Origin of the sequence: Mycolicibacterium chubuense, from assembly GCF_001044255.1 — a bacterium.
Lineage (GTDB): Bacteria > Actinomycetota > Actinomycetes > Mycobacteriales > Mycobacteriaceae > Mycobacterium > Mycobacterium chubuense.
In genome coordinates this window covers 128,586-149,828 of record NZ_JYNX01000037.1, presented here as the reverse complement: position 1 = coordinate 149,828, position 21,243 = coordinate 128,586, and the positions used below count along the sequence as shown (strand labels likewise).

At 67.3% G+C, this 21,243-nt stretch carries 23 protein-coding genes; 13 read left to right on the top strand and 10 right to left on the bottom strand.

Going from position 1 to position 21,243, the window contains the following annotated elements; genetic code table 11:
• Positions 1 to 23: 23 nt before the first annotated feature.
• Positions 24 to 1,076, bottom strand: coding sequence for an alpha/beta fold hydrolase (locus MCHUDSM44219_RS31715; protein ID WP_413783611.1), 1,053 nt, complete (start codon positions 1,074 to 1,076; stop codon positions 24 to 26).
• A gap of 160 nt (positions 1,077 to 1,236) precedes the next feature.
• On the opposite strand from MCHUDSM44219_RS31715, the gene MCHUDSM44219_RS15235 reads away from it, so the two are divergent.
• A complete protein-coding gene (locus MCHUDSM44219_RS15235; protein ID WP_048419080.1) occupies positions 1,237 to 1,947 on the top strand; it encodes a GAF and ANTAR domain-containing protein in 711 nt (236 codons plus the stop codon).
• A 55-nt stretch (positions 1,948 to 2,002) separates the two neighbouring features.
• Entirely contained in the window at positions 2,003 to 2,764 is a 762-nt protein-coding gene (locus MCHUDSM44219_RS15230) for a GAF and ANTAR domain-containing protein (RefSeq protein ID WP_048419079.1), read from the top strand.
• Positions 2,765 to 3,136: 372 nt separating this feature from the next.
• Here the strand turns inward: MCHUDSM44219_RS15230 and MCHUDSM44219_RS15225 are convergent, their stop codons facing one another.
• Positions 3,137 to 3,643 carry a nitroreductase family deazaflavin-dependent oxidoreductase gene (locus MCHUDSM44219_RS15225; protein WP_048419078.1) on the bottom strand — a complete coding sequence of 169 codons (507 nt, stop codon included), beginning with the start codon at positions 3,641 to 3,643 and terminating at the stop codon, positions 3,137 to 3,139.
• Here MCHUDSM44219_RS15225 and MCHUDSM44219_RS15220 point away from each other — a divergent pair.
• Positions 3,531 to 4,544, top strand: coding sequence for an NAD(P)-dependent oxidoreductase (locus MCHUDSM44219_RS15220; protein WP_330218626.1), 1,014 nt, complete (start codon positions 3,531 to 3,533; stop codon positions 4,542 to 4,544). The two genes, MCHUDSM44219_RS15225 and MCHUDSM44219_RS15220, sit on opposite strands and share 113 nt — an antisense overlap.
• An 8-nt stretch (positions 4,545 to 4,552) precedes the next feature.
• Positions 4,553 to 5,590 (top strand): zinc-dependent alcohol dehydrogenase family protein, encoded by a 1,038-nt coding sequence (locus MCHUDSM44219_RS15215; protein ID WP_048419077.1) that lies wholly within the window; start codon positions 4,553 to 4,555, stop codon positions 5,588 to 5,590.
• Between the two features lie 10 nt (positions 5,591 to 5,600).
• On the opposite strand, the gene MCHUDSM44219_RS15210 is transcribed toward MCHUDSM44219_RS15215, so the two are convergent.
• Positions 5,601 to 6,827, bottom strand: coding sequence for a S1C family serine protease (locus tag MCHUDSM44219_RS15210; RefSeq protein ID WP_413783609.1), 1,227 nt, complete (start codon positions 6,825 to 6,827; stop codon positions 5,601 to 5,603).
• Between the two features lie 148 nt (positions 6,828 to 6,975).
• Here MCHUDSM44219_RS15210 and MCHUDSM44219_RS15205 point away from each other — a divergent pair, with 148 nt between their 5' ends.
• Entirely contained in the window at positions 6,976 to 7,872 is an 897-nt protein-coding gene (locus tag MCHUDSM44219_RS15205) for an LLM class flavin-dependent oxidoreductase (protein WP_048419075.1), read from the top strand.
• A gap of 16 nt (positions 7,873 to 7,888) precedes the next feature.
• Here the strand turns inward: MCHUDSM44219_RS15205 and MCHUDSM44219_RS15200 are convergent, their stop codons facing one another.
• Complete coding sequence (locus MCHUDSM44219_RS15200) at positions 7,889 to 8,455, bottom strand: dihydrofolate reductase family protein (protein ID WP_048419074.1); 567 nt, start codon at positions 8,453 to 8,455, stop codon at positions 7,889 to 7,891.
• Between the two features lie 49 nt (positions 8,456 to 8,504).
• Positions 8,505 to 9,353, bottom strand: coding sequence for a bifunctional hydroxymethylpyrimidine kinase/phosphomethylpyrimidine kinase (thiD, locus tag MCHUDSM44219_RS15195; RefSeq protein WP_048419073.1), 849 nt, complete (start codon positions 9,351 to 9,353; stop codon positions 8,505 to 8,507).
• Positions 9,354 to 9,522: 169 nt separating this feature from the next.
• On the opposite strand from thiD, the gene MCHUDSM44219_RS15190 reads away from it, so the two are divergent.
• Entirely contained in the window at positions 9,523 to 9,963 is a 441-nt protein-coding gene (locus MCHUDSM44219_RS15190) for a pyridoxamine 5'-phosphate oxidase family protein (protein WP_048419072.1), read from the top strand.
• Between the two features lie 30 nt (positions 9,964 to 9,993).
• On the opposite strand, the gene MCHUDSM44219_RS15185 is transcribed toward MCHUDSM44219_RS15190, so the two are convergent.
• Complete coding sequence (locus MCHUDSM44219_RS15185) at positions 9,994 to 10,803, bottom strand: LLM class F420-dependent oxidoreductase (protein WP_048419071.1); 810 nt, start codon at positions 10,801 to 10,803, stop codon at positions 9,994 to 9,996.
• A 172-nt stretch (positions 10,804 to 10,975) separates the two neighbouring features.
• On the opposite strand from MCHUDSM44219_RS15185, the gene MCHUDSM44219_RS15180 reads away from it, so the two are divergent.
• Both MCHUDSM44219_RS15180 and MCHUDSM44219_RS15175 read left to right on the top strand, forming a co-directional pair.
• The gene (locus MCHUDSM44219_RS15180; RefSeq protein WP_048419070.1) at positions 10,976 to 11,770 is read left to right on the top strand and encodes an SDR family oxidoreductase; all 795 of its coding nucleotides are present in this window, start codon (positions 10,976 to 10,978) and stop codon (positions 11,768 to 11,770) included.
• 70 nt (positions 11,771 to 11,840) lie between these two features.
• Positions 11,841 to 12,269 carry a pyridoxamine 5'-phosphate oxidase family protein gene (locus MCHUDSM44219_RS15175; RefSeq protein WP_048419069.1) on the top strand — a complete coding sequence of 143 codons (429 nt, stop codon included), beginning with the start codon at positions 11,841 to 11,843 and terminating at the stop codon, positions 12,267 to 12,269.
• 30 nt (positions 12,270 to 12,299) lie between these two features.
• Here MCHUDSM44219_RS15175 and MCHUDSM44219_RS15170 read toward each other — a convergent pair whose 3' ends face one another.
• The 3 genes from MCHUDSM44219_RS15170 to MCHUDSM44219_RS15165 form a co-directional block, all read right to left on the bottom strand.
• A complete protein-coding gene (locus MCHUDSM44219_RS15170) occupies positions 12,300 to 13,148 on the bottom strand; it encodes an oxidoreductase (protein ID WP_048419068.1) in 849 nt (282 codons plus the stop codon).
• 38 nt (positions 13,149 to 13,186) lie between these two features.
• A complete protein-coding gene (locus tag MCHUDSM44219_RS30315) occupies positions 13,187 to 13,336 on the bottom strand; it encodes a hypothetical protein (protein WP_165762023.1) in 150 nt (49 codons plus the stop codon).
• 115 nt (positions 13,337 to 13,451) lie between these two features.
• Positions 13,452 to 15,137: a GMC family oxidoreductase gene (locus MCHUDSM44219_RS15165; protein ID WP_048419067.1), complete on the bottom strand. Its 1,686-nt coding sequence runs from the start codon at positions 15,135 to 15,137 to the stop codon at positions 13,452 to 13,454.
• Between the two features lie 189 nt (positions 15,138 to 15,326).
• On the opposite strand from MCHUDSM44219_RS15165, the gene MCHUDSM44219_RS15160 reads away from it, so the two are divergent.
• The 3 genes from MCHUDSM44219_RS15160 (at position 15,327) to MCHUDSM44219_RS15150 (ending at position 19,508) form a co-directional block, all read left to right on the top strand.
• A complete protein-coding gene (locus tag MCHUDSM44219_RS15160) occupies positions 15,327 to 15,836 on the top strand; it encodes a MarR family transcriptional regulator (RefSeq protein ID WP_048419066.1) in 510 nt (169 codons plus the stop codon).
• A 195-nt stretch (positions 15,837 to 16,031) separates the two neighbouring features.
• Complete coding sequence (locus MCHUDSM44219_RS15155; RefSeq protein WP_048419065.1) at positions 16,032 to 16,895, top strand: EamA family transporter; 864 nt, start codon at positions 16,032 to 16,034, stop codon at positions 16,893 to 16,895.
• A gap of 444 nt (positions 16,896 to 17,339) precedes the next feature.
• A complete protein-coding gene (locus MCHUDSM44219_RS15150) occupies positions 17,340 to 19,508 on the top strand; it encodes a catalase (RefSeq protein ID WP_413783612.1) in 2,169 nt (722 codons plus the stop codon).
• 15 nt (positions 19,509 to 19,523) lie between these two features.
• On the opposite strand, the gene MCHUDSM44219_RS15145 is transcribed toward MCHUDSM44219_RS15150, so the two are convergent.
• Positions 19,524 to 20,366, bottom strand: a complete 843-nt coding sequence (locus tag MCHUDSM44219_RS15145; protein ID WP_048419063.1) for an alpha/beta fold hydrolase — start codon at positions 20,364 to 20,366, stop codon at positions 19,524 to 19,526.
• A 142-nt stretch (positions 20,367 to 20,508) separates the two neighbouring features.
• On the opposite strand from MCHUDSM44219_RS15145, the gene MCHUDSM44219_RS15140 reads away from it, so the two are divergent.
• Together MCHUDSM44219_RS15140 and MCHUDSM44219_RS30310 are read left to right on the top strand one after the other, a co-directional pair.
• Positions 20,509 to 20,853: a VOC family protein gene (locus tag MCHUDSM44219_RS15140; protein WP_201778149.1), complete on the top strand. Its 345-nt coding sequence runs from the start codon at positions 20,509 to 20,511 to the stop codon at positions 20,851 to 20,853.
• Positions 20,854 to 21,022: 169 nt separating this feature from the next.
• Positions 21,023 to 21,169 carry a hypothetical protein gene (locus tag MCHUDSM44219_RS30310; RefSeq protein ID WP_165762022.1) on the top strand — a complete coding sequence of 49 codons (147 nt, stop codon included), beginning with the start codon at positions 21,023 to 21,025 and terminating at the stop codon, positions 21,167 to 21,169.
• Positions 21,170 to 21,243: the final 74 nt, after the last annotated feature.

Below are 21,243 nucleotides of genomic sequence, written 5' to 3'. Positions count from 1 at the left end.
ATCGGCTAGGCTGCCGCCCAGATTCAGCACATCACCGATTCATTCGAAGGGCCATAGCGAGCGCGTAATCCCGGGGGGATCGTCGCGGGCACATGACCGAGTCCCCGAGCGCTCAGCAGCGGCTGCCACCGGGACCGCACGACCAAGCGGCGGTTGACCTGGTCTGCCGCGTTCTCGGGCTCGGTTGTGCCGCTGTATATGGAGATCAACGCACGCGCGAGAGCTTCGGCTGAGAGACCGGTTTCGGCGACTGCGGCGTGAAATTCGTTGTGAGCTTCGGACTGCGAGCAACCACGCAAACCCATCAGGAGGCCCACTGCGACGTGGATCTGGTGGCGGATCCGGAGATCGCCGCCGAGGTCTTCGACCAGAGTGCGTTCTGCAACCGAGTTCTGTTCGTGCACCGGGTTGGCAGCGATGAATTCGTCGATCACTGAGGCGACTACCGCGGGTGCCTGGACGTGCGGGAAGCCCAGACCAGGCAGGACGGTCACGGTGCTGTCAGGGCGCGCGGTCCGCACCGTGTGGCTGTGCTCGACGGGAATAATGGGATCCCGGGCCCCCCAGATCACCAGAGTGGGTACCTCGCTTCGCACCTGAAGACGGCTCAGTGCGCTCACCGCCTGGCCGCGGTAGTCGACCACCGACCGCAGCGTGTGCAGGAATGCTGAACGAGTGGGACGCTCGGACAGCGAGCTGTATGCCTGCCAGGCCTGGTCGGCCTCGACCGACCCCAGCCGCGTCCGACCCAGCCACGGTCGCACCTTGTTGCCGAGGGCCAAAAGCAGCTTCGGCGCGATCACTGGAAGCACCAACTCGGCGCCCGGAGCGGACAGAATACGCAAAACCCAAGCCACATCGGGTCCCAGACCGCCGCTACTGACCAATACCAAGCGCTGGCAGTACTCCGGATGCTGATAGAAGAACTGCATCGCGATACCACCGCCGAGCGAGTGACCGACCGCTCGCCGTGTATCTCGACGTACGCGACGTCGATGTCCGGAGCTTTGTCGGCCATGTCCGGGGATGACCCTGCCTGGACAACTCAAACAGTCCGGCGCCGACGATCGCGTCACTCCGCTGACGATGGCTGCGTTTCGAAGCTCCGGTGGTGGGTACGTCTGATCATCACGACCAGGGAAGTGGGGGACACCCCCTGGCTGTGACCGTAGAGATGGGCCTTGAAGTGAGAGCTGAACGTGGTTCTGCCGCAACTGCTGCGACGCGCCTCAGACCATGACGGCGATCCTAGAACAACTCCTGGAAGCCGTTGGGGACAGCCGAGGTGTGGCCGCCGCAGATCGGCTCTGCGAAGCCTGTGTGCAGTTCCTGAGCATTGATGCTGCCGCGGTATCGCTGGTGTTCGACGGCGCCAATATCGGAACCCTGGGAGCAAGCGATGCCGCCGCGCGGATGTATGACGAGGAGCAGTTCACCCACGGCGAGGGGCCCTGTCTGGATGCTGTGGCGTACCGGGCACCGGTGGTAGTGGTCGATTTGGCCGACCCCGCCGAAACCCGTTGGCCGGGTTATGGTCCCGCGATGCTGGCCCACGACATCCACGGTGTGTACGCGGTGCCGATCATGATCGCCGGCGAATACATTGGCGCATTGGATCTGTTCCAGGCGGCCCCGACGGCTCTGGTGGCAGAGCAAGTTGCCGGCGTGACGGCGGCCGCCGAACTGGCTCAGATGCCTATGCTGGATCTTCTCCACCACAATCTGGACGACATGGCCGCCAAGCCGGGCAGCGACGCCTGGAACGAGCTCAACACACTGACCCGGGCGGAAGTCAGCCAGGCCACCGGCATGTTGATGGCACAGCTGACGATCAGCGCGCCAGCCGCATTGGTCCGTTTACGTGCGCACGCCTACGCCACCGGTCGGAGCGCCACCGAGGTCGCCCGCGACATCCTCGAACGACGCTTACGCTTGGACGGCGAGTGATGCGCCGCTCCCGCCGCCATGCTGGCAAGGCGAACGACGCAGAAGGGACACCACTATGAGTGAAACACCCAGAGAAGCCCGCGTTCTGAACGCCGTCGTCTCCCTCGTCGACACCCTGCTCGACGATTTCGACACCGTGGAGCTTCTCACCGATCTCACCGAACACTGCGCCCTACTGCTCGACGTCGAAGCTGCGGGCCTCCTCTTGGCGGACACACGGCAACACCTCCACCTGATGGCCGCAACCTCTGAACGCTCCCAAGAGCTGGAGCTGTTCCAGATTCAGGCCGACGAAGGCCCCTGCCTGGAGTGCTATGCCCACGGCCAGATCGTCGTGGTATCCGACTTGTCCTTGGAACGACAGCGATGGCCGCTGTTCGTGCCCGCTGCCACGGACGCGGGCTACGTGTCGGTGCACGCCGTGCCCATGCGCGCCGGTGGCTCGGTGCTCGGAGCCTTGGGATTGTTCGGCACCCACAGTGGCGACCTCGACGAAGCCGATCTGCTGGTCGCCCGGACCCTCGCCCACATCGCCTCGGTCACCATCCTCCAAGATCACGCCCCCAACGAAGCGACAGTCGGCACGCAACTGCGCGCCGCACTCAACAGCCGGGTCGTCGTCGAGCAGGCCAAAGGCTACTTGAGGGAGCGTTTCGACATATCCGTAGAAGACGCGTTCGCGATGTTGCGGCAACACGCCCGTGTGCACGGACAGCACCTGACCCAGACGGCACAAATTCTGATCAGCGATTCTGATGCCCGCCCCGCCCTGCTTGCGGACCTTGAAATTCTTGTGAGGCAGCGTAATCGGGATTGACCTGGCGGTGGGTGGAGTATCGACCCACCCCCGTGAATCGCTCGCAGACATGTGGATGACCCGTGCGCGGGGCGCGGGGGACAGCCCCGCACACGGGCCGTGCTCGGCGGGTCCTGGTGGTGTCGGAGACGAGCGTCAGCCATCAAACCTCTAAGGCCGGACACCGGGATAGAGAAAGGAAGTCGACCCACGACACACTGTGCAGGCGCGCACGAAACAAGGATGTTTGGGCGGCTACTCGACGTCGACGGGATCACAGGCCCATGACGGGCAGTGTGGAACCCGGCCCCATGCCGGTCTTTTCCTAACAGAGTCCAGTCAACGCCTCATCGAGAGCACTGTCAACGAGGGCAGGCGGACGAGACCCCCGTGTCAGCCCGACGTCGTCTCGGTGAACGCCACGACCGGGATCCGCCGGCTGCCGGCCATCCGTTCGTAGTCGGCGTAGTTCGGGACGAATCGCTTGGCCAGGTCGAACAGCCGGTCCCGTTCGGCACCTGTCATCTCTTCGGCGACGAAGGTGCCGGTGTAGCCGCGCGTCGACAGCGTCACGTGCGGATGCGCCATGACGTTGTGGTACCAGGCGGGGTGGCGGTCGCCGCCGTAGTTCGAGGCGATGGTGATGACCCTGCCGCGATCGGTGAAGTAGGTCAGTGGCGTGCTGCGCTGCTGACCCGTCTTCGCGCCGGTGTGGGTGAGCAGCACTTCGGGAAGCACGAGCGACATCGACACGTGCCCGTTCGTCAGCTTGATGACGGCCCGGTCGATGCGCCAGCCGTACCGCTTGAGGAACCGGCGCGCGGTGTCGGTGCCCATCAGCTTGGCGCCCGCCAGAAACAGGGGCGACGGCGCTGTCGGTTCGACCTCGGGAATACCCATGGTTGGCGAGGGTAGCGCGAGCGACGCGCGCGCGACGCGCACAATGAAGCCCATGCGAGTTGCAATCCTGGGTACGGGCGCCATGGGTGCCGGCATGGCACAGTCTCTGTTGCGTGCAGGCATGGACGTCACGGTGTGGAACCGCACCGTCGCGCGGGCGGAGCCGTTGGCCGACGACGGCGCGACGGTGGCGTTGGATCCGGTTGCGGCCGTCGCCGACGCCGACGTCGTGATGGCCATGCTGTTCGACGCAGAATCCACCCTGGACGTGATGGAGACCGTGCTGCCGCACATGCAGCAGGACGCGGTCTTCGTCCAGTGCGCGACCGTCGGCGTCGAGGGTGCCGCACAGACCGCGTCGGTCGCCGCCCGGCACGGTGTCGCTTTCCTGGACTGTCCGGTGCTCGGCACGAAGGCGCCGGCCGAGCAGGGCCAACTAGTGATGCTGGCGTCCGGTGATCCCGCGCTGCGGGACCGGGTGCAGCCGGCGTTCGATGCCGTTGGCACGAAGACGATCTGGGTGGGCGACGAACCGGGGCTCGGCTCGAAACTCAAACTGGCGTGCAATGCGTGGATCGCCACGCTCGCTGCCGCTGCGGGGCAGTCACTCGCCCTGGCCAAAGCGCTCGGCGTCGACCAGCAGCAGGTGTTGGACGCGTTCGACGGATCAGCCGCGAACTCCGCTTACCTCCAGATGAAAGGTGCGGCGATCATCCGGGACTCCTACGCTCCCCAGTTCAGCGTCGACGGGGTCCGCAAGGACGCCGGGCTGATCGGGGATGCGCTCGGCGCCTCCGGCGTGTCGACGGTGCTGATCGACGGCGTTCGCGCGGCCTTCGATGCGGCCAGCAGCGCCGGCCACGGCGGTGACGACATGGCCGCGGTCTACTTCGGATTCTGAGAAGCACGATGCGCGCACTGGTGATGGACCGCGTCGGCGGCCCGCTCGACGTCCGGACCGTGCCGGATCCTGTTGCGCCCCATGACGGGGTCGTGGTGGCCGTTCGGGCAACGGGACTGTGCCGCAGCGACTGGCACGCGTGGGTCGGCCACGAGACGCTCTCGCTTCCGCACGTTCCGGGCCACGAGCTGGCCGGTGTCGTCGAAGCGGTCGGCGCCGGCGTGCAGCGATGGACGGTCGGTGACCGGGTGACCGTGCCGTTCGTGTGCGGCTGCGGCGTCTGCGCGTGGTGCCGATCGGGCAGCGCGCAGGTCTGTCCCCGTCAGGAGCAGCCCGGATTCACCTACTGGGGTTCCTTCGCCGAGTACGTCGCCCTGCCTGCTGCCGACACGAATCTGGTGGCCCTTCCCGAATCCGTCTCGTTCGCGGCGGCGGCGAGTCTGGGCTGCCGGTTCGCCACCGCCTATCGGGCGCTCATCGGCCGGGCCCATCTGTCAGACGGGGAGTGGCTGACCGTGGTGGGCGCGGGCGGCGTGGGCCTGAGCGCAGTCATGATCGGTAAAGCGTTGGGCGCCAACGTCATCGCGATCGACCGGACATCCGGCGCGCTGGCTGCGGCGGAGGCACTCGGGGCTGATCACACCCTGATTGCCGACGGCGCCGACGTCGCCGACCGGGTCCACGAGATCACCCGCGGCGGAAGCCATGTCGGCGTCGACGCGGTGGGGCACGAAGCGGCCTGCCAGTTGTCGATCCTCAGCCTTCGCCGTCGCGGCCGACACGTCCAGGTGGGTCTGCTGCCGCCGGTGCACGGTCATCCGCGTCTTCCGATGGATCGCGTGATCGCTTGGGAGATCGATCTTCTGGGAAGCCACGGGATGGCGGCGGCGGACTACCCTGCGATGCTGACGATGATCGAGCGCGGGGAGCTACGGCCTCAGGAGCTCATCGAGCGGACCATCGGGCTCGAGGACGCGGGTGCGGCACTGCCGGCTCTCGACAGTGCGGCACCCGCGGGCATCACGATCATCGACCCGCGCCGGTGATCCGAACGGCCTACGCGGACCCGAGCGTGACCTGCGCGGTCCGGGTCGCGCCCGAGCCGTCCTGGTAGGTCAGCGAAATCTGATCGCCGGGCGCCTTCGACCGCACGGCCGCGGCAAGAGCCTCCGGCCCGTCGATGACCTGGTCGTTGATCTTCGTGATCACCGAGCCGCTGGACAAACCCGCCTGGGCCGCAGGGCTTCCCGCCGCGACGTCGGCGACGGCGGCGCCCGCGGTGTCAGCAGCGTCGGTGCTCAGCTGCACGCCGAGCGATCCGTGGCTGGCGGTGCCCGAGGAGATCAACTCGTCGGCGATGCGCTTGGCCTGGTCCGACGGAATCGCGAAGCCGAGCCCGATCGAACCGCCACCGGAGCCGGTACTGGCGCCGGCGGAGTTGACGCCGATCAGCTCGCCCTTCATGTTGACGAGGGGACCGCCCGAGTTACCGGGGTTGATGGCGGCATCCGTCTGCAGCGCCTCGAGCACCACGCCGGAGCCACCCGCGCCGTCACCGGCGGTCACCGGGCGGTTCAGTGCGCTGACGATGCCTTTGGTGACAGTGCCCTGCAAGCCGAGTGGGGATCCGATGGCGACCACTTCCTGGCCGATCTGGACGTCCTTCGAGGAACCGATGGCGATGGGCGTCAGTCCGGTGACGCCCTGGGCGCGCACGACCGCGAGGTCGCCGGTCGGATCGGTGCCCACGACGGTGAACGGAACGCTGCGACCGTCGGAGAATGTCACGGTGCTCATCGTGTTCCCGCCGTCGAACCCCGCGGGCTGAGCGCCCGTCGTGTCACCCTCGGCAACCGGGGCGACCACGTGATTGTTGGTGAGGATGAGTCCGTCCGGGCTCAGGACGATTCCCGAGCCCTCGGCGACGCCCTGGCCCGTGGTGATCTGGAGTTTGACCACGCTGGGCATCACGGTGGCGGCCACCTGCTCGACCGAACCCGGGGCCGCAGTGGCGGCAGGCTTCAGCGACTGGACGCGCTCGGCGGGCGGCGGCGTCGCCGCCGACGGGGCGTGGTCCTGCACAGCGAACGCCGTCGCGGCGCCGATGCCGCCGCCGGCGAGAGCGATCGCCGCGGCGCCCGCGAAGACGACGACGCGAGGCGCGCGGCGGCGGCCTTCGGGGTGCGCGCTGTGCGGCAACGAATTCGGGGGGTGCTGCGTTGTCCCGCCGGCCCACTCGAAGCCCGGTCCCGGTCGGTACCCGGGGGATGGGGGCGGGTGCATCATCAGTGTCGTTCCCTTCGGTCGTCAGAATGCGTGCGGCTTCTTCGACCATGCCGACGACGACTGAGACGCAACTGAGAGGGAATTCAGCAAAGGCCGAGAACATCGCGTCGGCGAGTGATGCCGGCCACTGTGCGAGGATTCGCTCGTGACCACAGACGGACCGCAGACGGGCCCGACCCCGCGGGTCGGATGCGTCTACCGCCCTCAGACGGCCCCGGAGCGAATCGGCGCAGCGGCTGCCGCGGCCGATGCCGCCGGGCTCGACGAGCTGTGGTTGTGGGAGGACTGCTTCCTGGCCGGCGGCATCTCCGCGGCGGCCATCGCGCTGTCGCACAGCACTCGTCTCACGGTGGGGGTCGGGGTACTGCCGGTACCGGTGCGCAACGTCGCGCTGGCGGCGATGGAGATCGCGACGCTGGCCCGCGCGTTCCCCGGTCGGCTTCGCATCGGCGTCGGCCACGGCGTCCAGGACTGGATGGCGCAGATCGGCGAGAGGGTCAGTTCGCCGATGACGCTCCTGAGCGAGTACCTCACCTGCCTGAACGGACTCTTGCGCGGAGAACGCGTCACCTTCCATGGTCGGTACGTCGACCTCGACGAGGTGCAGCTCGACTGGCCACCCGATCCGGCACCGGGCATCCTGGCCGCGGCGGTGGGACCGAAGACGCTGCGCCTCAGTGGCGAACTCGCGGCCGGGACGGTGATCACCGGGGGAACGTCTCCAGATCAGTTGCGCGACGCGGTGTCTCACATCCGCGCCGGCCAGGGATCCGGGGCCCACCGGCACGCGGTCGTCACGTATCTGCTGTGCACGACGGGGGCGCGGGCGCACCGAGATCTCCTCGACGAGATCGGGGAGTGGGGCTTCGATCCCGGCGCCGACGTCGGAGTCTCGGGGACCGCCGAAGAGATCGCCGTCGCGGCGCAGCGGTGGCTGCGTGCCGGCACGGACACGCTGGTGTTTCAGCCGCGGGCCGCAGCGCCGATCGAGGAGTTCGTCGACTTCGTCGGCACTGAGGTCGCGCCGCTGCTGCGCCGCTGAATGACATGCCGTCCGATCAGTCGCGTTTCGCCTCGTAGCGCAGCAGCACGGTGCCACCCGGGAACGTCCGGTTCTCCACCAGTCGCAGTGGGATCCGGGACGGGAGGGCAGGGAAGAACGGGAGACCACCGCCGACCGCGGTGGGCGCGAGCACGATCCGGTATTCGTCGACCAGACCGGCTTGCACGATCGGTGCGGCCAGCGTCGCACCCGCCACCTCCAGCCTGCCCGCGGTCTCGGCTTTGAGCTTCCTGACCACCTCGACCGGGTCGCCGCGTTCCAGGCGGGAGTTCCAGTCGACGGACTCCAGGGTGCGCGAGAACACCACCTTGGGCATGTCGCGCCACACCTGGGCGTAGTCGACGATCATCGGGGTGGCGTCGGGAGCCTGATCGGCGGTCGGCCAGTAGGACGACATGAGCTCGTAGAGTCGCCGCCCGTAGAACGACAGAGCGGTGTCCCGCTCGTAATCGTTCCAGTACTGGTGCAGTTCGTCGCTCGGCTCGCTCCAGTCGATGTTGCCGTGCGCGTCGGCGATGTACCCGTCGACCGACACGTTGAAGCCATAGATGAGTGTGCCCACGCAGATCAGACTGCACCGACGGACAGCATTCATCGCGACGCCACGCGAGTCAGCGGTGGAGGTTGGTCATTCCGTTGACGGTCCCGAGGCCGTGGCCCAGGGGATAGGCGGCGCGGATGCACTCGGTCACCCACTGCTTGCCGAACGCCACCGCATCGGGCACCGGGAGACCATGCGCCAGCGCCACGGTGATCGCGGCGGCCAGCGTGTCGCCGGCGCCGTGGTCGTGGCGGGTGTCGACGCGAGCCGCGGCGAACTGGTGGAACTCCGAACCGTCGAAGAGGAGGTCGGAGCTGATGCGTGAGGTACGCAGGTGGCCGCCCTTGACCAAGGCCCACTGCGGCCCCAGCGCGTGCAGCGCCCTGGCCGCGTCGCGCTGGGTGTCGTCGTCGACGACGTCGATGCCGACGAGCAGTCGCACTTCGTCGAGGTTCGGCGTCACCAGCGTGGCCAGGGGGATCAGTTCGTGGCGCATGGCGTCGAGTGCGCTGGGGTGCAGAAGGGGCTCTCCCACGTTGGAGGCGCATACCGGGTCGACGATCAGGGGGACAGCGCCGCGCAGCCCCTCGGCGGACCAGGTCGCGACGATGGCCCGGATGATCGCGGCCGAGGCCAGCATGCCGGTCTTGGCCGCCTCGATCCCGATGTCGGACGCCACCGCACTGATCTGGGCGGCCACCACCTCCGCCGGCACCTCGTGAAAAGCGCTGACGCCCAACGTGTTCTGGACCGTCACGGCCGTCAGGGCGGCGGATCCGTGCGCACCGAGCATCGCGAAGGCCCGCATGTCGGCCTGCAGACCGGCACTGCCGCCGGAATCCGAGCCGGCGATCGTCATGACGCGGCGCGGGGTGTGTCCCGGCGGCGCCAGCGGCAGGCTGCGCATCGTGTCGGCCATGTATCGATCGCTTCGTGAGACGGTGCAGTGGGTGTCACCCTATCCGCTGGATCGGCACCCGTGACCGACGGCCGCAGACCAAGGGTCTTTCGCCCATTACCCCGACGCGGCGGGTGGCGCAGCATCGAGGTGTCCATGACAGGAGTGCACGGTAGCTGGGAGGCAGTGGATGCTGGGCAACCTCGATCCTGCGGATGTGGAGGCCGAGCTGTGTGAGGGCGTCGTCGGCCGCATCGGATGCTTGAGCGACGGGCGACCGTATGTGGTGCCGGTGTGCTACGTCTACCACGAAGGCTGCGTGTACGGGCACTCGATGCCGGGCGCGAAGCTCACGGCCCTGCAGCAGGACGGCGCGGTGTGCTTCGAGGTCGAGAACATTACCGACCTGTCGAACTGGCGCAGCGTGATCGCCTGGGGGACAACAGAACTACTGGAGGGAACCGCCGCGCGAGAGGGACTGAACCTGCTCCTGGATCGTTTGGCGCCCCTCCTCGGGCCGGAGTTCGCCGCCGGTCACGCCCATTCCGGCGCCGGCTTTCCGGGGACCGTGTACCGGATCCGCCTCACGGAGAAGACCGGCCGTTACGAGACGGGCGAGCCCCGCGAGTGAGCAGACGAACAACCCGACGCGACTCGGTGGTCATCCGTTGTCGCGCCAGGTGAGCACCTCCTTCAGCGACGTCAGGTCGTAGCCGTCGTCGGCAGTGAGTTCGGTCTGGAACAAGGTGACGCCTGCCTCGCGGAACCCCTCGGCACTACGTTCGCCCTGCCACAGCGTCGAGCGCTCGATATCGGCGCCGTTGCGGCCGAACGCCGCCGCCAGTTCGTCGACGCGGTCACTGAGCTTCCGAAACGCATCGAGCTCCTGGAACGCATGCCAGATGTCGGCGTGCCGGGCAATGGCGGGCAGCGAGCGCTTGGGACCCGTACCGCCGATGAGGATCGGCACCTTGCGCACGGGCGGCGGAATCAGTGCAGCGAGCCGGTTCTCGATGCGGATCAGGCTCTCGTCGAAGAGATCGAAGCGGGAGCCGAAGGTGCCGAAGTCGTAACCGTATGTGATGTAGTCCTTTTCGTACCATCCTGCGCCGAGGCCCAGGATCAGCCGTCCGCCGCTGATGTGGTCGACGGTGCGCGCCATGTCGGCGAGTAGGTCCGGGTTGCGGTAGCCGACACCGGTGACGAGGAGCCCGATCTCCGCGTGCGAGGTGATCTCGCCCCAGGAAGCGAGGGCGGTCCAGCCCTCGAAGTTGGCGACGTCGGGTTGCACGTCGGACAGGATGGGCTTGCCGTCGACGAGCGCATCCATCACCGGTCGGTGGAAGTGGTCGTAGCCGAAGATGACGTCGACGCCGAGGTCGTCGGCGGCCAGCACGGCATCCCGCCACGTGCGATAGTCAGGCGCGCCACCGGGCTGGATCTGGACGGCGACGCGGAGGGGACGGGTCATGAAAGCTCCTGGGTCGGGGAGAGGGCAACTCCTGAGCCAAGTTCAGGAGGCGCGGGGTTTATTCCGGCCGGCGGAATACACCGACGAGTGGCCCACTTGATACCGGTACCGGCGGATGTGTGAATCGACGGTGCCCGACTGACGGTCGTGTCCGACCAGTGAAAGGCGATACGTGGCGAACAGCCAATGTGCGAAGCATGCAGAACTTTTCGATCTCAGTGGTAAGCGCGCCCTCGTCACCGGCGGCACCAGGGGCATCGGGATGATGATCGCGCGCGGGCTCGTCCAGGCGGGTGCGCGCGTGATCATCAGCTCACGCAACGCCGCAGCGTGCGCCGAGGCGCAGGAGCAACTGTCCGAGTTCGGTGACGCCTGGGCGGTCCCCGCTGACCTGTCCGAGCACGAGGAGTGCGAGCGCCTCGCTCACCTCGTCACGGCCGAGTCAGCGAGTCTCGACATCCTCGTCAACAACGCGGGCGCCATGATCGACGAACCCTTGGAAACGTTCCCGGACGCAGCATGGGACTCGGTCATCGACCTCAATCTGAAGCCGCCCTTCTGGCTGGTGCAGGCGCTGCTGCCGGCGCTTCGCAGCGCAGGCACGGCCGACGATCCCGCGAGGATCATCAACATCGGCAGCATCGCCGCCATCCACATTCCGGCGCGACCCAACTACTCGTATTCCAGCAGCAAGGCTGCACTGCACCAACTCACCAGAGTGCTCGCCAAGGAACTGGGTCCGCAGCACATCACGGTGAACGCAGTGGCGCCGGGACCGTTCCCCTCGACGATGATGGCAGAAACCCTCGACGAGCTCGGCGACGTGATCGCGGCGTCGGCCCCGCTAGGCCGGATCGGTCGCGACGACGACATGGCCGGCGTCGCCGTGTTCCTGGCCAGCCGGGCCGGCGCGTACTTGACCGGCACCATCATCCCCGTCGATGGAGGGATCGCCACGACCGCCTGATCCGTGGGCCGTGTGCACCTGCACCGGGGGTCTGGGAATACCGCAGGCGAGACCTCATGTTCGCGCAGACATGAAAGCCTTCAGCGAGCGCGAACGTCAAGAGTTTCTTCAGGACACGCGAGTGGCGGTGCTCTCGGTCGCGGCCGAGAACGGCCGACCGCCCGCCAGCGTTCCGATCTGGTACGACGTCACCACAGACGGGTTGATCCGGATCAACACAGGGGCGGCCTCGCGCAAGGCGCGGTTGATCGAGCAGGCGGGCGTCGTGACTCTTGTGGTGCAGCGCGAGGAGCCGCCCTACCAGTACGTGGTGGTCGAGGGCACCGTCGTGCAGACTGAGAAGCCGGCGCCGCTGGACGCGCGCAACGAGATCGCGATCCGCTATCTCGGCGACGAGGGCGGGCGCGCGTTCATCCGCGGGATGGGCGACTCGGCCAGCGTGCTCTTCACGGTGCGGCCGGACAAATGGCTCACGGCGGACTTCTCCGACGAACTCTGAGACCGATGCTCGCGGCGGATCACCGACCGGTCAGTCGGTGATCGACGTATCACGCGACAGCTGTTCCCACTGACGCACTTCGGCCTCCATGGCGCTCAACCGCTCCAGGATGCCGTCGACCGCGTCGCCGCCGAGTACAAGACGCAGCGGCGGGTCAGACGAGTGCACCGCGGTCAGGATGGCACGGGCGGCCTTCGCCGGGTCGCCGGGCTGGGTGCCGTCGCTGTGTAGGTAGTCCCGTGTCGGGCCGACGGTCGCTGCATACTCGGGCATCGGCGTGGACTGGTAGGCCGCACCCGGCGCGAAGAGGTTGGTGCGGAACGCTCCGGGCTCGACGATGATGAACCGCACGCCGAAATCGACCTCTTGGGCCAGCGTCTGGGTCAAACCCTCGAGGGCGAACTTGGTGGCGCAGTACGCGGCGAATCCCGGCGCGGTCACCTGGCCGCCGACGCTCGACATCTGTACGACTGTCCCACCACCCTGACGTCGCATGTGGGGCAGCGCCGCCCGGGTCATGGCGGCCGGTCCGAAGAAGTGCAATTCGAACAGGTAGCGCAACTCGTCCTCGGTGGTTTCTTCCAGGGCGCCGACCTGGGTGCGGCCGGCGTTGTTGACCAGCACATCGAGACGTCCGAGTCGATCGACGACGTCGTCGACTGCGGCCGCTGCCGCCGCGGTGTCGGTCACATCGAGAGCACGTACCTGGAGCCGATCCGGTTGTGCCGCAACCAGATCGTCGAGTGCGCCGGTGTGTCGGCCTGTCCCCACCACGACATCGCCGTCGGCCAGGACGGCTTCGGCCAGGGCCCGGCCGAAGCCACTGGTCGCCCCGGTGATCAGCCAGACACGTCGGTTGCCTGGGGAACTGACGGCCATGAGGGAGCCTTCCTGGTCAGTGCGTTCGACTGCCGCCTCTACTCGGCCTCGTTCGCGTCACCGGGGTGGGGGACGTTGTTCTCATCGACATAGGCGGTGTGGTCGGTGTCCACACCCTCATGATCGCGGGGACCTTCGTTGGACCCGTGAGTTTCGACCGACTTCGCGGCGTCACTGGGCATCGTCATGTGATGGTCCTCTTTCGTCAGTGTGCGTACGACGAGCGGAGGTTGCCCCGTCTGAGCAGTGCTCAACCCCACCAGGCGCCAAGGGCTCACTCTTGCGGTTCGACAGGCGACCGGTTCATCGCAGGATTGCCCGCGCTGCGCGTTCTGCGATCAGCATGACCGGCGCGTTGGTGTTGCCGGAGGTGATGGTGGGCATCGCCGAAGCGTCGACGACCCGGAGCCCGGCGACGCGGTACACGCGGCAGTCGGTGTCGAGCACCGTCGTGGCCGACCTCGGCCGACCGTGGGGGTCGAAAGCTCCCATCGCGCAGGTGCCCACCGGATGGAAGATGGTGGTGCCCAGCTCACGAGCCGCTTGCTGCAGGTCGTCGTCGCTCGACAGTTCCGGGCCGGGAAGCATTTCTTCCGGGTGGTAGGGAGCCAGGGACGGCGCCGCCATGATCTGCCGGGTCATCCGCAGGCCCCGTACCGCGACATCGCGATCGGCGTCTGTGGACAGGTAGTTGCAGGAGATCTTCGGGTGGGTCAGCGGGTCTGCGTCGGCGATGCGGACATGACCACGCGAGCTGGGACGCAGATTGCACACCGAGGGAGTGATCGCCCCGAACGGATGCAGCGGTTCCCCGAACTTGGCCAGCGACAGGGGCTGCACGTGCCACTCCAGATCAGCACTGGCCAGCGTGGGATCACTCTTGGCGAAGGCGCCAAGCGTGGAGGGCGGCATGGTCATGGGCCCTGATCGCATCAACAGGTACTGCAGCCCCATACCTGCGCGGGTGATCCAGTTCCGGTACAGCGTGTTGACCGTCCGCGCACCCCGCACCCGGTAGACCGTTCGCAGCTGCAGATGGTCCTGCAGGTTTTCACCCACGCCCGGCAGATCGACAGCCACCGGCACGTGATACTCAGTGAGCAGCCCGGCCGGACCCAATCCCGAGGCCTGCATCAGGTGTGGCGACCCGATCGCTCCGGCGCTCAGGATCACTTCCCGGCGGGCTCGGACGTCAACGGTCTGGCCGTCTTTGAGCAATCGAACCCCGGTGGCGCGGTGCTGCGCCGTGGTCCAGGCGCCGCGCCGCTGATCCTCGCGGACCTGGTCGTCCATCAGCAGCCGCACGGCCTGGGTGTCGGTGTAGATGGTGAGATTTGGTCGGTGGGAGACGGGATGAAGGAAAGCATCGGCCATGGACCACCGTCGGCCACGCCGTTGATTGACGTGAAAGTACGCACTGCCGGCGTTGTCTCCGCGGTTGAACTCGTCGATCGGGGCGATACCCACCTGGGCGGCGGCGGCCTGCCAGGCGTCCAGGATCTTCCAGCGCACCCGCGGCCGCTCGACCCGGATCTCACCACCGGCGCCATGCCAGTCGTCGGCTCCGCCGAAATAATCTTCCAACTCCTTGTAGAGGGCCAGGGTCTCGCCCGGACGGTCCGGGCCACCCCAGAGCCAACGTTCGTCACCGGTGGCGTGCGCCCACAGCTCGTAATCGCTGGCCTGCCCGCGCATGTGGATCATGGCGTTGATCGACGAGCAACCGCCGATCACGCGGCCCCGCGCGTAGATGATGCTGCGGCCGGCCAGACCGGGATCGGCCTCCGTCGTGAAGCACCAGTCGGTACGGGGGTTGGCAATGGTGTAGAGGTAGCCCACGGGCACCTTGATCCAGAACCAGTTGTCGGCGCCGCCGGCTTCGATCACGAGCACTCGGTGATCGGGGTTGGCACTGAGCCGATTGGCGAGCAGACAGCCCGCGCTGCCCGCCCCCACGATGACGAAGTCGAATTCGGCGACGGGGTCCATTGCTGCATCGTTCCACAGCGGAGCAAGAGCCGAGGTCAGGTATGCGGGAACGGCACTCCTCGGCTCTACCTTCGTCTCGGGAATCGAGAACCGTTGAGCAGCAGGGCAATACGCGGTAGCTTAGGGGTCCGCGAGGCGCCAACACATACCCGTCAACCCTGCGACGCAACCGTGAATACACTATGAGTCGTGCATGCTGAGCAGAGCAGCCGCGATCGGAACGTGCTGGCCGCATGGGCGATCGCAATCTCCGACGGCGTGCGTGCCGCGGTCGAGCAGGCCACCGGCATGGCCGGCAGTGGCCCCGCAGCCCTGGTCGCCATCGTCGCCGACCCGGGGATGAGCATCGACGAGCTGCGTCGAGTGCTGGACCTGACCCATCCCGGGACTGTGCGACTGGTGGATCGCCTCGTCGAAAAGGGCTGGATCCGTCGTCAGCAGGGCATCGGCCGCACAATGCTTCTGGTACCCACACGGATGGGCACCAAAGCCGAGCGCAGGCTGGCCGCCGCACGGGAGCAAGCCGTGAAGGAACTGCTGTCAGCGATGCCGAACGGAGATGTGCATACTGTGGCCGGTCTCGTCGAGCCCGTCTTGGGCAGCGCCATCACCGACGTCGATTCCATGCGACGCCTGTGCCGACTCTGCAACCGCAAGGTCTGCATGGATTGTCCGGCTGCGCTTCCGGAAGATCGGTGAGAACCGCTCACCCACCGCGCATTCACCGTTGAAGCCGCCCCCGGCTAACCTGGTTGATATGCATCGCTCATATCGCAATGCCCGTCTGAGAAAGTCGTGGCCCATCGTGGCGCAGTCGCCGCCTCGCTGGGTCGAGGCCGTTCCGCACGAGCGTCGTTCACGGCAGCCCTTTCGCCGCCGCCGGGATGCGGCCTGGTGACGATCCTGCTGGCGTTGGGTTCTTCACTGATGTGGGGGATGGCCGACTTCCTCGGGGGCAAGTCCTCCCGTGGCCGCCCCACCGTGGTCGTCGTACTCATATCGCAATTGGCGGGGTTCCTCGTCGCCCTCGTCGCCGCGCTCGTGTCGGGCTCCAGCGACGCACCGACCGGATACGTTCCGTGGGCGATGGGCGCAGGTTTGGCTGGTGCCGCGGCGGTGGGGCTCTTCTACCGAGCGTTGGCGATCGGCACGATGGGAATAGTGGCCCCGATAGCCGCGCTCGGCGTCATCATCCCCGTGCTGATCGACATCATCGGCGGCACCGTACCCTCGGCGCTGTGCCTGGTCGGGATCGTCGTTGCGATCGTTGGCGTGGTCGTCACGGCACGACCTGCTGATTCCGGGGCCCGTACGCGCCGGCACACCCGCTCGATCATGTTGGCGATCGGCGCCGCTGCAGGATTCGGGTTGTTGCAGTTTGCCATCGCCGGCGGCTCGACCTACTCGACGGTGATGACGATGCTCGTCATGCGCAGTGCGTCGATCCCCGTGCTCTGCCTGGCAGCCGTCCTGACGCTGCGCTCTCGACACCGGCACCACGGACCCGCTCGGCGCTTTCCACCGGGAGTGATCGTCGTGCTCATCATCATCGGCATCTTCGATGTGTGCGCCAACTTGGCGTTCGCCCAGGCGACGGTTTCGGGAGCACTTTCCGTTGTGGCGGTCCTCGGATCCCTCTATCCGGCCGCCACCGTGCTGTTGGCGCGAATCATCGACCACGAACGTATGTCGATCATGCAGAACCTCGGTGTCGGCGGCGCCATGGCCGGAGTTGTCATGATCGCAGCCGGTTCGTGATACACGAGAATACCGGACCCTCACCTTCCGCGGCGCTCTGCCGACTGGGAGAGTAGGGGACGTGCCAGCGAGTCTTCTTGTGGCTCAAACGATTCTTGAACGCGGGCTTTTCCGGCAGCGAAGGCGGCTCGCGCCGTTGGCTGGTGTCCCTGGTCTATCCCACTGGACTCATGGCATTGGTGGAGGCGGTGGACGGCTGGGACGTCCACCACGAATGGCGGTGGGCTCTGCCTCCGACCTGATCGGCGCCCGGGACGCGTGGACCGACACTGCCGACTCCACTTGCGCCACCGCGTTTAGGGAGCGCCGCAGTGGGAAGTCGGGCGGTCGAACCGAGCGGGCCCATTCGCGGGCCTGCTCCGTGATGAGGGGGAGGCCATGGCAACCGACCGCGGAGCCAAAGAGACCATCAAGAGCGTCGTCAAGGACGCCAAGGACAAGGTGATGGAGGCCGCCGAGCGGCTCCAGCAGCACAGCCCGAAGTACATCCCCGGGGCGCCCGCTCCGGAGCCGGCGCCGTTCGACGAGCCGACCAGCGCGCGCGTGCCGCTTCCGCCGAAACCCGATCAGGGCGGACCAGATCTGCGCACGGCCACAGGCCTTTCCGTCGGCGGCGGTCAGACGGCGCGGGGGCAACAGGGGGAGTACCTCACCACCGCGCAGGGTGCGCGGCTCTACGACACCGACCACTCCTTGAAGGCCGGGCGGCGCGGGCCGACGCTGTTGCAGGACCACCACCTGCGGGAGAAGATCACCCACTTCGACCACGAGCGGATCCCCGAGCGCGTGGTGCACGCCCGCGGCGCGGCCGCGCACGGCGCGTTCCACGCCAACGGCGCAGCGGAGAAGATCAGCACGGCGGGATTCCTGAAGTCCGGCGCGGAAACCGATGTGTTCGTGCGTTTCTCGACGGTGCTGGGTTCGCGCGGATCGGCCGACACGGTGCGCGACACCCGCGGCTTCGCCACGAAGTTCTACACCGACGAAGGCACGTTCGATCTGGTCGGCAACAACATCCCGGTGTTCTTCATCCAGGACGGCATCAAGTTCCCGGACGTCGTGCACGCCGCCAAACCGCATCCCGACCGTGAGATCCCACAGGCCCAGAGTGCACACGACACCTTCTGGGACTTCGTGTCCCTGCACACCGAGGCCCAGGCGCACACGATGTGGAACATGTCCGACCGGGGCATCCCGCGATCCTACCGGATGATGGAGGGCTTCGGCGTGCACACCTTCCGGCTGACCGGCCCGGACGGTTCCACGTCGCTGGTGAAGTTCCACTGGAAGCCGCGCCTCGGCGTGCACTCGCTGGTGTGGGAGGAGGCGCAGATCGCCGCCGGAATGGATCCGGATCTGCATCGCCGTGACCTCGCCGACGCGATCGAGAAGGGCGCCTACCCCGAATGGGACCTCGGCGTGCAGGTCATGCCGGATTCGCCGGATCAGATGTTCGAGGGCATCGACCTGCTCGACCCGACCAAGCTCGTGCCCGAGGAGCTGGTGCCGGTGCAGGTGATCGGCACCATGCAGCTCAACCGCAACCCCACCAACTTCTTCGCCGAGACCGAACAGGTGGCCTTTCATCCGGGACATCTGGTGCCCGGCATCGACGTCACCGACGATCCGCTGCTGCAGGCACGGCTGTTCTCCTACCTGGACACCCAGCTCACCCGGCTGGGTGGACCCAACTTCGGGCAGATCCCGATCAACCGCCCGCACGCACCCGTCAACGACATGCTCCGCGATGGCTTCCACCAGCATGGCGTGCATCCGGGGGTCGCGCCCTATAAGCCGAATTCACTCGATGGCGGATGCCCGTTCTTTGCGGGCGCAGACGCCGGCGCGTTCATCGAGGCGCCGGCAGCGGTGGCCGAGTCGACGAAAGTCCGTGCCGCACCAGCCTCTTACGACGACCACTTCAGCCAGGTGACGATGTTCTACCGCAGCCTCAGCGCCGTCGAGCAGGCTCACGTGGCCGACGCGTACACCTTCGAACTGGGCAAGTGCTACGAGAGGGCGATCCAGGAGCGGCAGCTGGCGGTGCTGGCGAACATCGACGTCGAGCTGTGCGCGACGGTCGCCGCGGGGCTGGGCCTCGAGCCGCCCGCACCCACCACACCACCCGAAGAGCCGACGGTGATCAGTCCCGCGGTCTCTCAGGTGGGCCGGCGTTGGCCGGTGGAGGGCCGCAACATCGGCGTCCTCGTCGGTCCGGACTCCGACCTCGCTGACGTGTCGACCGTGGTCGACGCGCTCGGGGCGGCGAAGCTGGTGCCCCTGGTGATCGCGCCGCACGGCGGCGTGCTTACCCACGATGGCGGCAGCGTGCCGGTCTCTCGGACGTATGCGACCGCACGCTCGATCGAGTTCGACGCGCTGGTGATCGCCGGCTCGCCCGGCACTGTGCAGGCCAAGATCCTCGTCGACGAGGTCTTCCGGCACTTCAAGGGGATCGCCGTACTGCAGCAGGGCGCCGAATTGCTGACCCGGGCGGGGGTGAGCGAGAGCGCCGCGGGTGTTCTCAGCGGGTCGGAGGCGTCCGCACTGTGTGCCTCGCTGATCGAGAGTCTCGGCGAGCACCGGGTCTGGAGCCGCGACGTAGCCGTCTGACCGAAGTTGCGTGGGTCAAGCCGCGAGGATCTCGCGCAGACGCTGCGCGAATTCGCCTGGCGCACTCATGAATCCACCGTGATCGCCGGGGAACTCGGTGGTCTGCACGCCGAGTCGCTCCGCGACGGCAACGGACGTCCGGTGGGTGAGCAGGTGGCCGGACTCGGCCCCGAGCCCGATCACGATGCGTGAGGTCGACGCCCGCAGCGCGTCGAAGTCGGGAAGGTACTGCGTCGTCGGCGCCAGGTCGTGCACGAAGAAGCGGGCGCCCTCGGCGACTTCGCGTTCGGTGGTCATCGGCTCGCCCTGTGAGTCGGGTTGCCCGGCAGGATCGGAGCCGGGGGCGGGCACGTCGAAGCCTGCGTTGACCATGAACTTCATCCATGCCGCGTGCAGTCCGTCGGACAGGAACGTGTCGGTGATGTCCTGGGTTGCCGCGCGCTGCTCCTGGGCGTCGGGCAGCAGTTCCAGCAGTGGCGGCTCGTGAGCGACCAACGTACGCACACGGCCGGGGAAACGGTCCACCAGCGCGAGACCGGTGACGGCTCCGCCGCTGGACCCGAACACGTCGGCCGACGTCGCGCCGAGATGGTCGAGGATCGCCGCCACGTCATCGGCTCGGAGTTCGGGGGTCGACGGGCCGTCGGGGTCGTCGACCGGGCTGCTCCCGAAGCCGCGCGGGTCGTAAGTGACGACGGTGTGGTCACCGGCCAGGGCATGAGCCAGGGGAGCGAACTCCGCGGCCGTCATCGGCGAGCCGATGATGAGCAACAGGGGACCAGCGCCGCGGACTTCGTAATGCAGGCGGGCGCCGGGAACGTCGAGCGAGCGGGAGATCAGGCCGTCTGTGGTGGTCATGCCGGAACTGACCCCTCTAGCGGCGAGAACTCATCGCTGCACCGAGGCGTCACAATTCGGCAGGACTCACGATGACGTCACGGGGTATCGCACTGTGCGTTCGACAACATCCAGATGGAGGTGGCAAGACATGGTGTCAGGCGTGGCGACGGTGTGGTTACCGGTCAAGGACATGCAGCGGGCGTTGGGCTTCTACGGCGAGACACTCGGACTCGAGGTGAAGCAAGAGGGGGACGAATGGTCAGAGTTGGACGCCAACGGGTTGATGGTCGGCCTCAATGCTCGCGAGTCGTCCGGGGCGGACGGCAGCGGCGGTGCGCTGCTGACGTTCCAGCCAGACGGCGGTATCGACGATGAGGTCTCTCGGCTGAAAGACGGAGGCGTGTCGTTCGTCGGCGACATCAGCGACCATCCGTGGGGCCGAATCGCGTCCTTCAAGGACTCCGAAGGCAACGATCTCCAGTTGTACGAGCCGCCGTCCGATTGATCGGTTTCTGTGCTCGCCGACCGCCACCTGCGCGGTCGGCGAGCACTGCTTGCGCCCGTCGCCGGGGCGTAGAGGCAATGGGGTTGCTGCGCGGAGGGGATGCGTGGTTGTTCGTAGGGAGTCGTCCGTAATGGCGGCACGCGACCAGCTGTAGGCGGACACTGGGTGTATGTCCTCGGGAGTGTGGATCGTCGTCGCGGTGTTCGCAGTCGGTGCTGTCGCCGGCGGATTGCTGCGGATCAGGGCCTGGCTGCAGAAGCCGGCGCCGCCCGAGGTCATCGAAGCGGCGCACCGCGACGACGACAAAACGGACTGACGGGGGACATCTCGACGTCGCCGGTCAGCATTCCGGAGTCGATGGCGTCGCACTGACGGCGAGGCCGCAGCGGG

Coding starts and splice junctions, on each gene's coding strand:
- MCHUDSM44219_RS15220 (WP_330218626.1), top strand. CDS start 3,531: ATGCGCCAGCCGTACCGCTTGAGGAACCGGCGCGCGGTGTCGGTGCCC.
- MCHUDSM44219_RS15225 (WP_048419078.1), bottom strand. CDS start 3,643: ATGGGTATTCCCGAGGTCGAACCGACAGCGCCGTCGCCCCTGTTTCTG.
- MCHUDSM44219_RS15165 (WP_048419067.1), bottom strand. CDS start 15,137: ATGGACCCCGTCGCCGAATTCGACTTCGTCATCGTGGGGGCGGGCAGC.
- MCHUDSM44219_RS15145 (WP_048419063.1), bottom strand. CDS start 20,366: ATGACCACCACAGACGGCCTGATCTCCCGCTCGCTCGACGTTCCCGGC.
- MCHUDSM44219_RS15175 (WP_048419069.1), top strand. CDS start 11,841: ATGAAAGCCTTCAGCGAGCGCGAACGTCAAGAGTTTCTTCAGGACACG.
- MCHUDSM44219_RS15215 (WP_048419077.1), top strand. CDS start 4,553: ATGCGCGCACTGGTGATGGACCGCGTCGGCGGCCCGCTCGACGTCCGG.
- MCHUDSM44219_RS15150 (WP_413783612.1), top strand. CDS start 17,340: ATGGAGGCCGCCGAGCGGCTCCAGCAGCACAGCCCGAAGTACATCCCC.
- MCHUDSM44219_RS15235 (WP_048419080.1), top strand. CDS start 1,237: ATGACGGCGATCCTAGAACAACTCCTGGAAGCCGTTGGGGACAGCCGA.
- MCHUDSM44219_RS30310 (WP_165762022.1), top strand. CDS start 21,023: ATGTCCTCGGGAGTGTGGATCGTCGTCGCGGTGTTCGCAGTCGGTGCT.
- MCHUDSM44219_RS15190 (WP_048419072.1), top strand. CDS start 9,523: ATGCTGGGCAACCTCGATCCTGCGGATGTGGAGGCCGAGCTGTGTGAG.
- MCHUDSM44219_RS15170 (WP_048419068.1), bottom strand. CDS start 13,148: ATGGCCGTCAGTTCCCCAGGCAACCGACGTGTCTGGCTGATCACCGGG.
- MCHUDSM44219_RS30315 (WP_165762023.1), bottom strand. CDS start 13,336: ATGACGATGCCCAGTGACGCCGCGAAGTCGGTCGAAACTCACGGGTCC.
- MCHUDSM44219_RS15210 (WP_413783609.1), bottom strand. CDS start 6,827: ATGCACCCGCCCCCATCCCCCGGGTACCGACCGGGACCGGGCTTCGAG.
- thiD (WP_048419073.1), bottom strand. CDS start 9,353: ATGGCCGACACGATGCGCAGCCTGCCGCTGGCGCCGCCGGGACACACC.
- MCHUDSM44219_RS15230 (WP_048419079.1), top strand. CDS start 2,003: ATGAGTGAAACACCCAGAGAAGCCCGCGTTCTGAACGCCGTCGTCTCC.
- MCHUDSM44219_RS15185 (WP_048419071.1), bottom strand. CDS start 10,803: ATGACCCGTCCCCTCCGCGTCGCCGTCCAGATCCAGCCCGGTGGCGCG.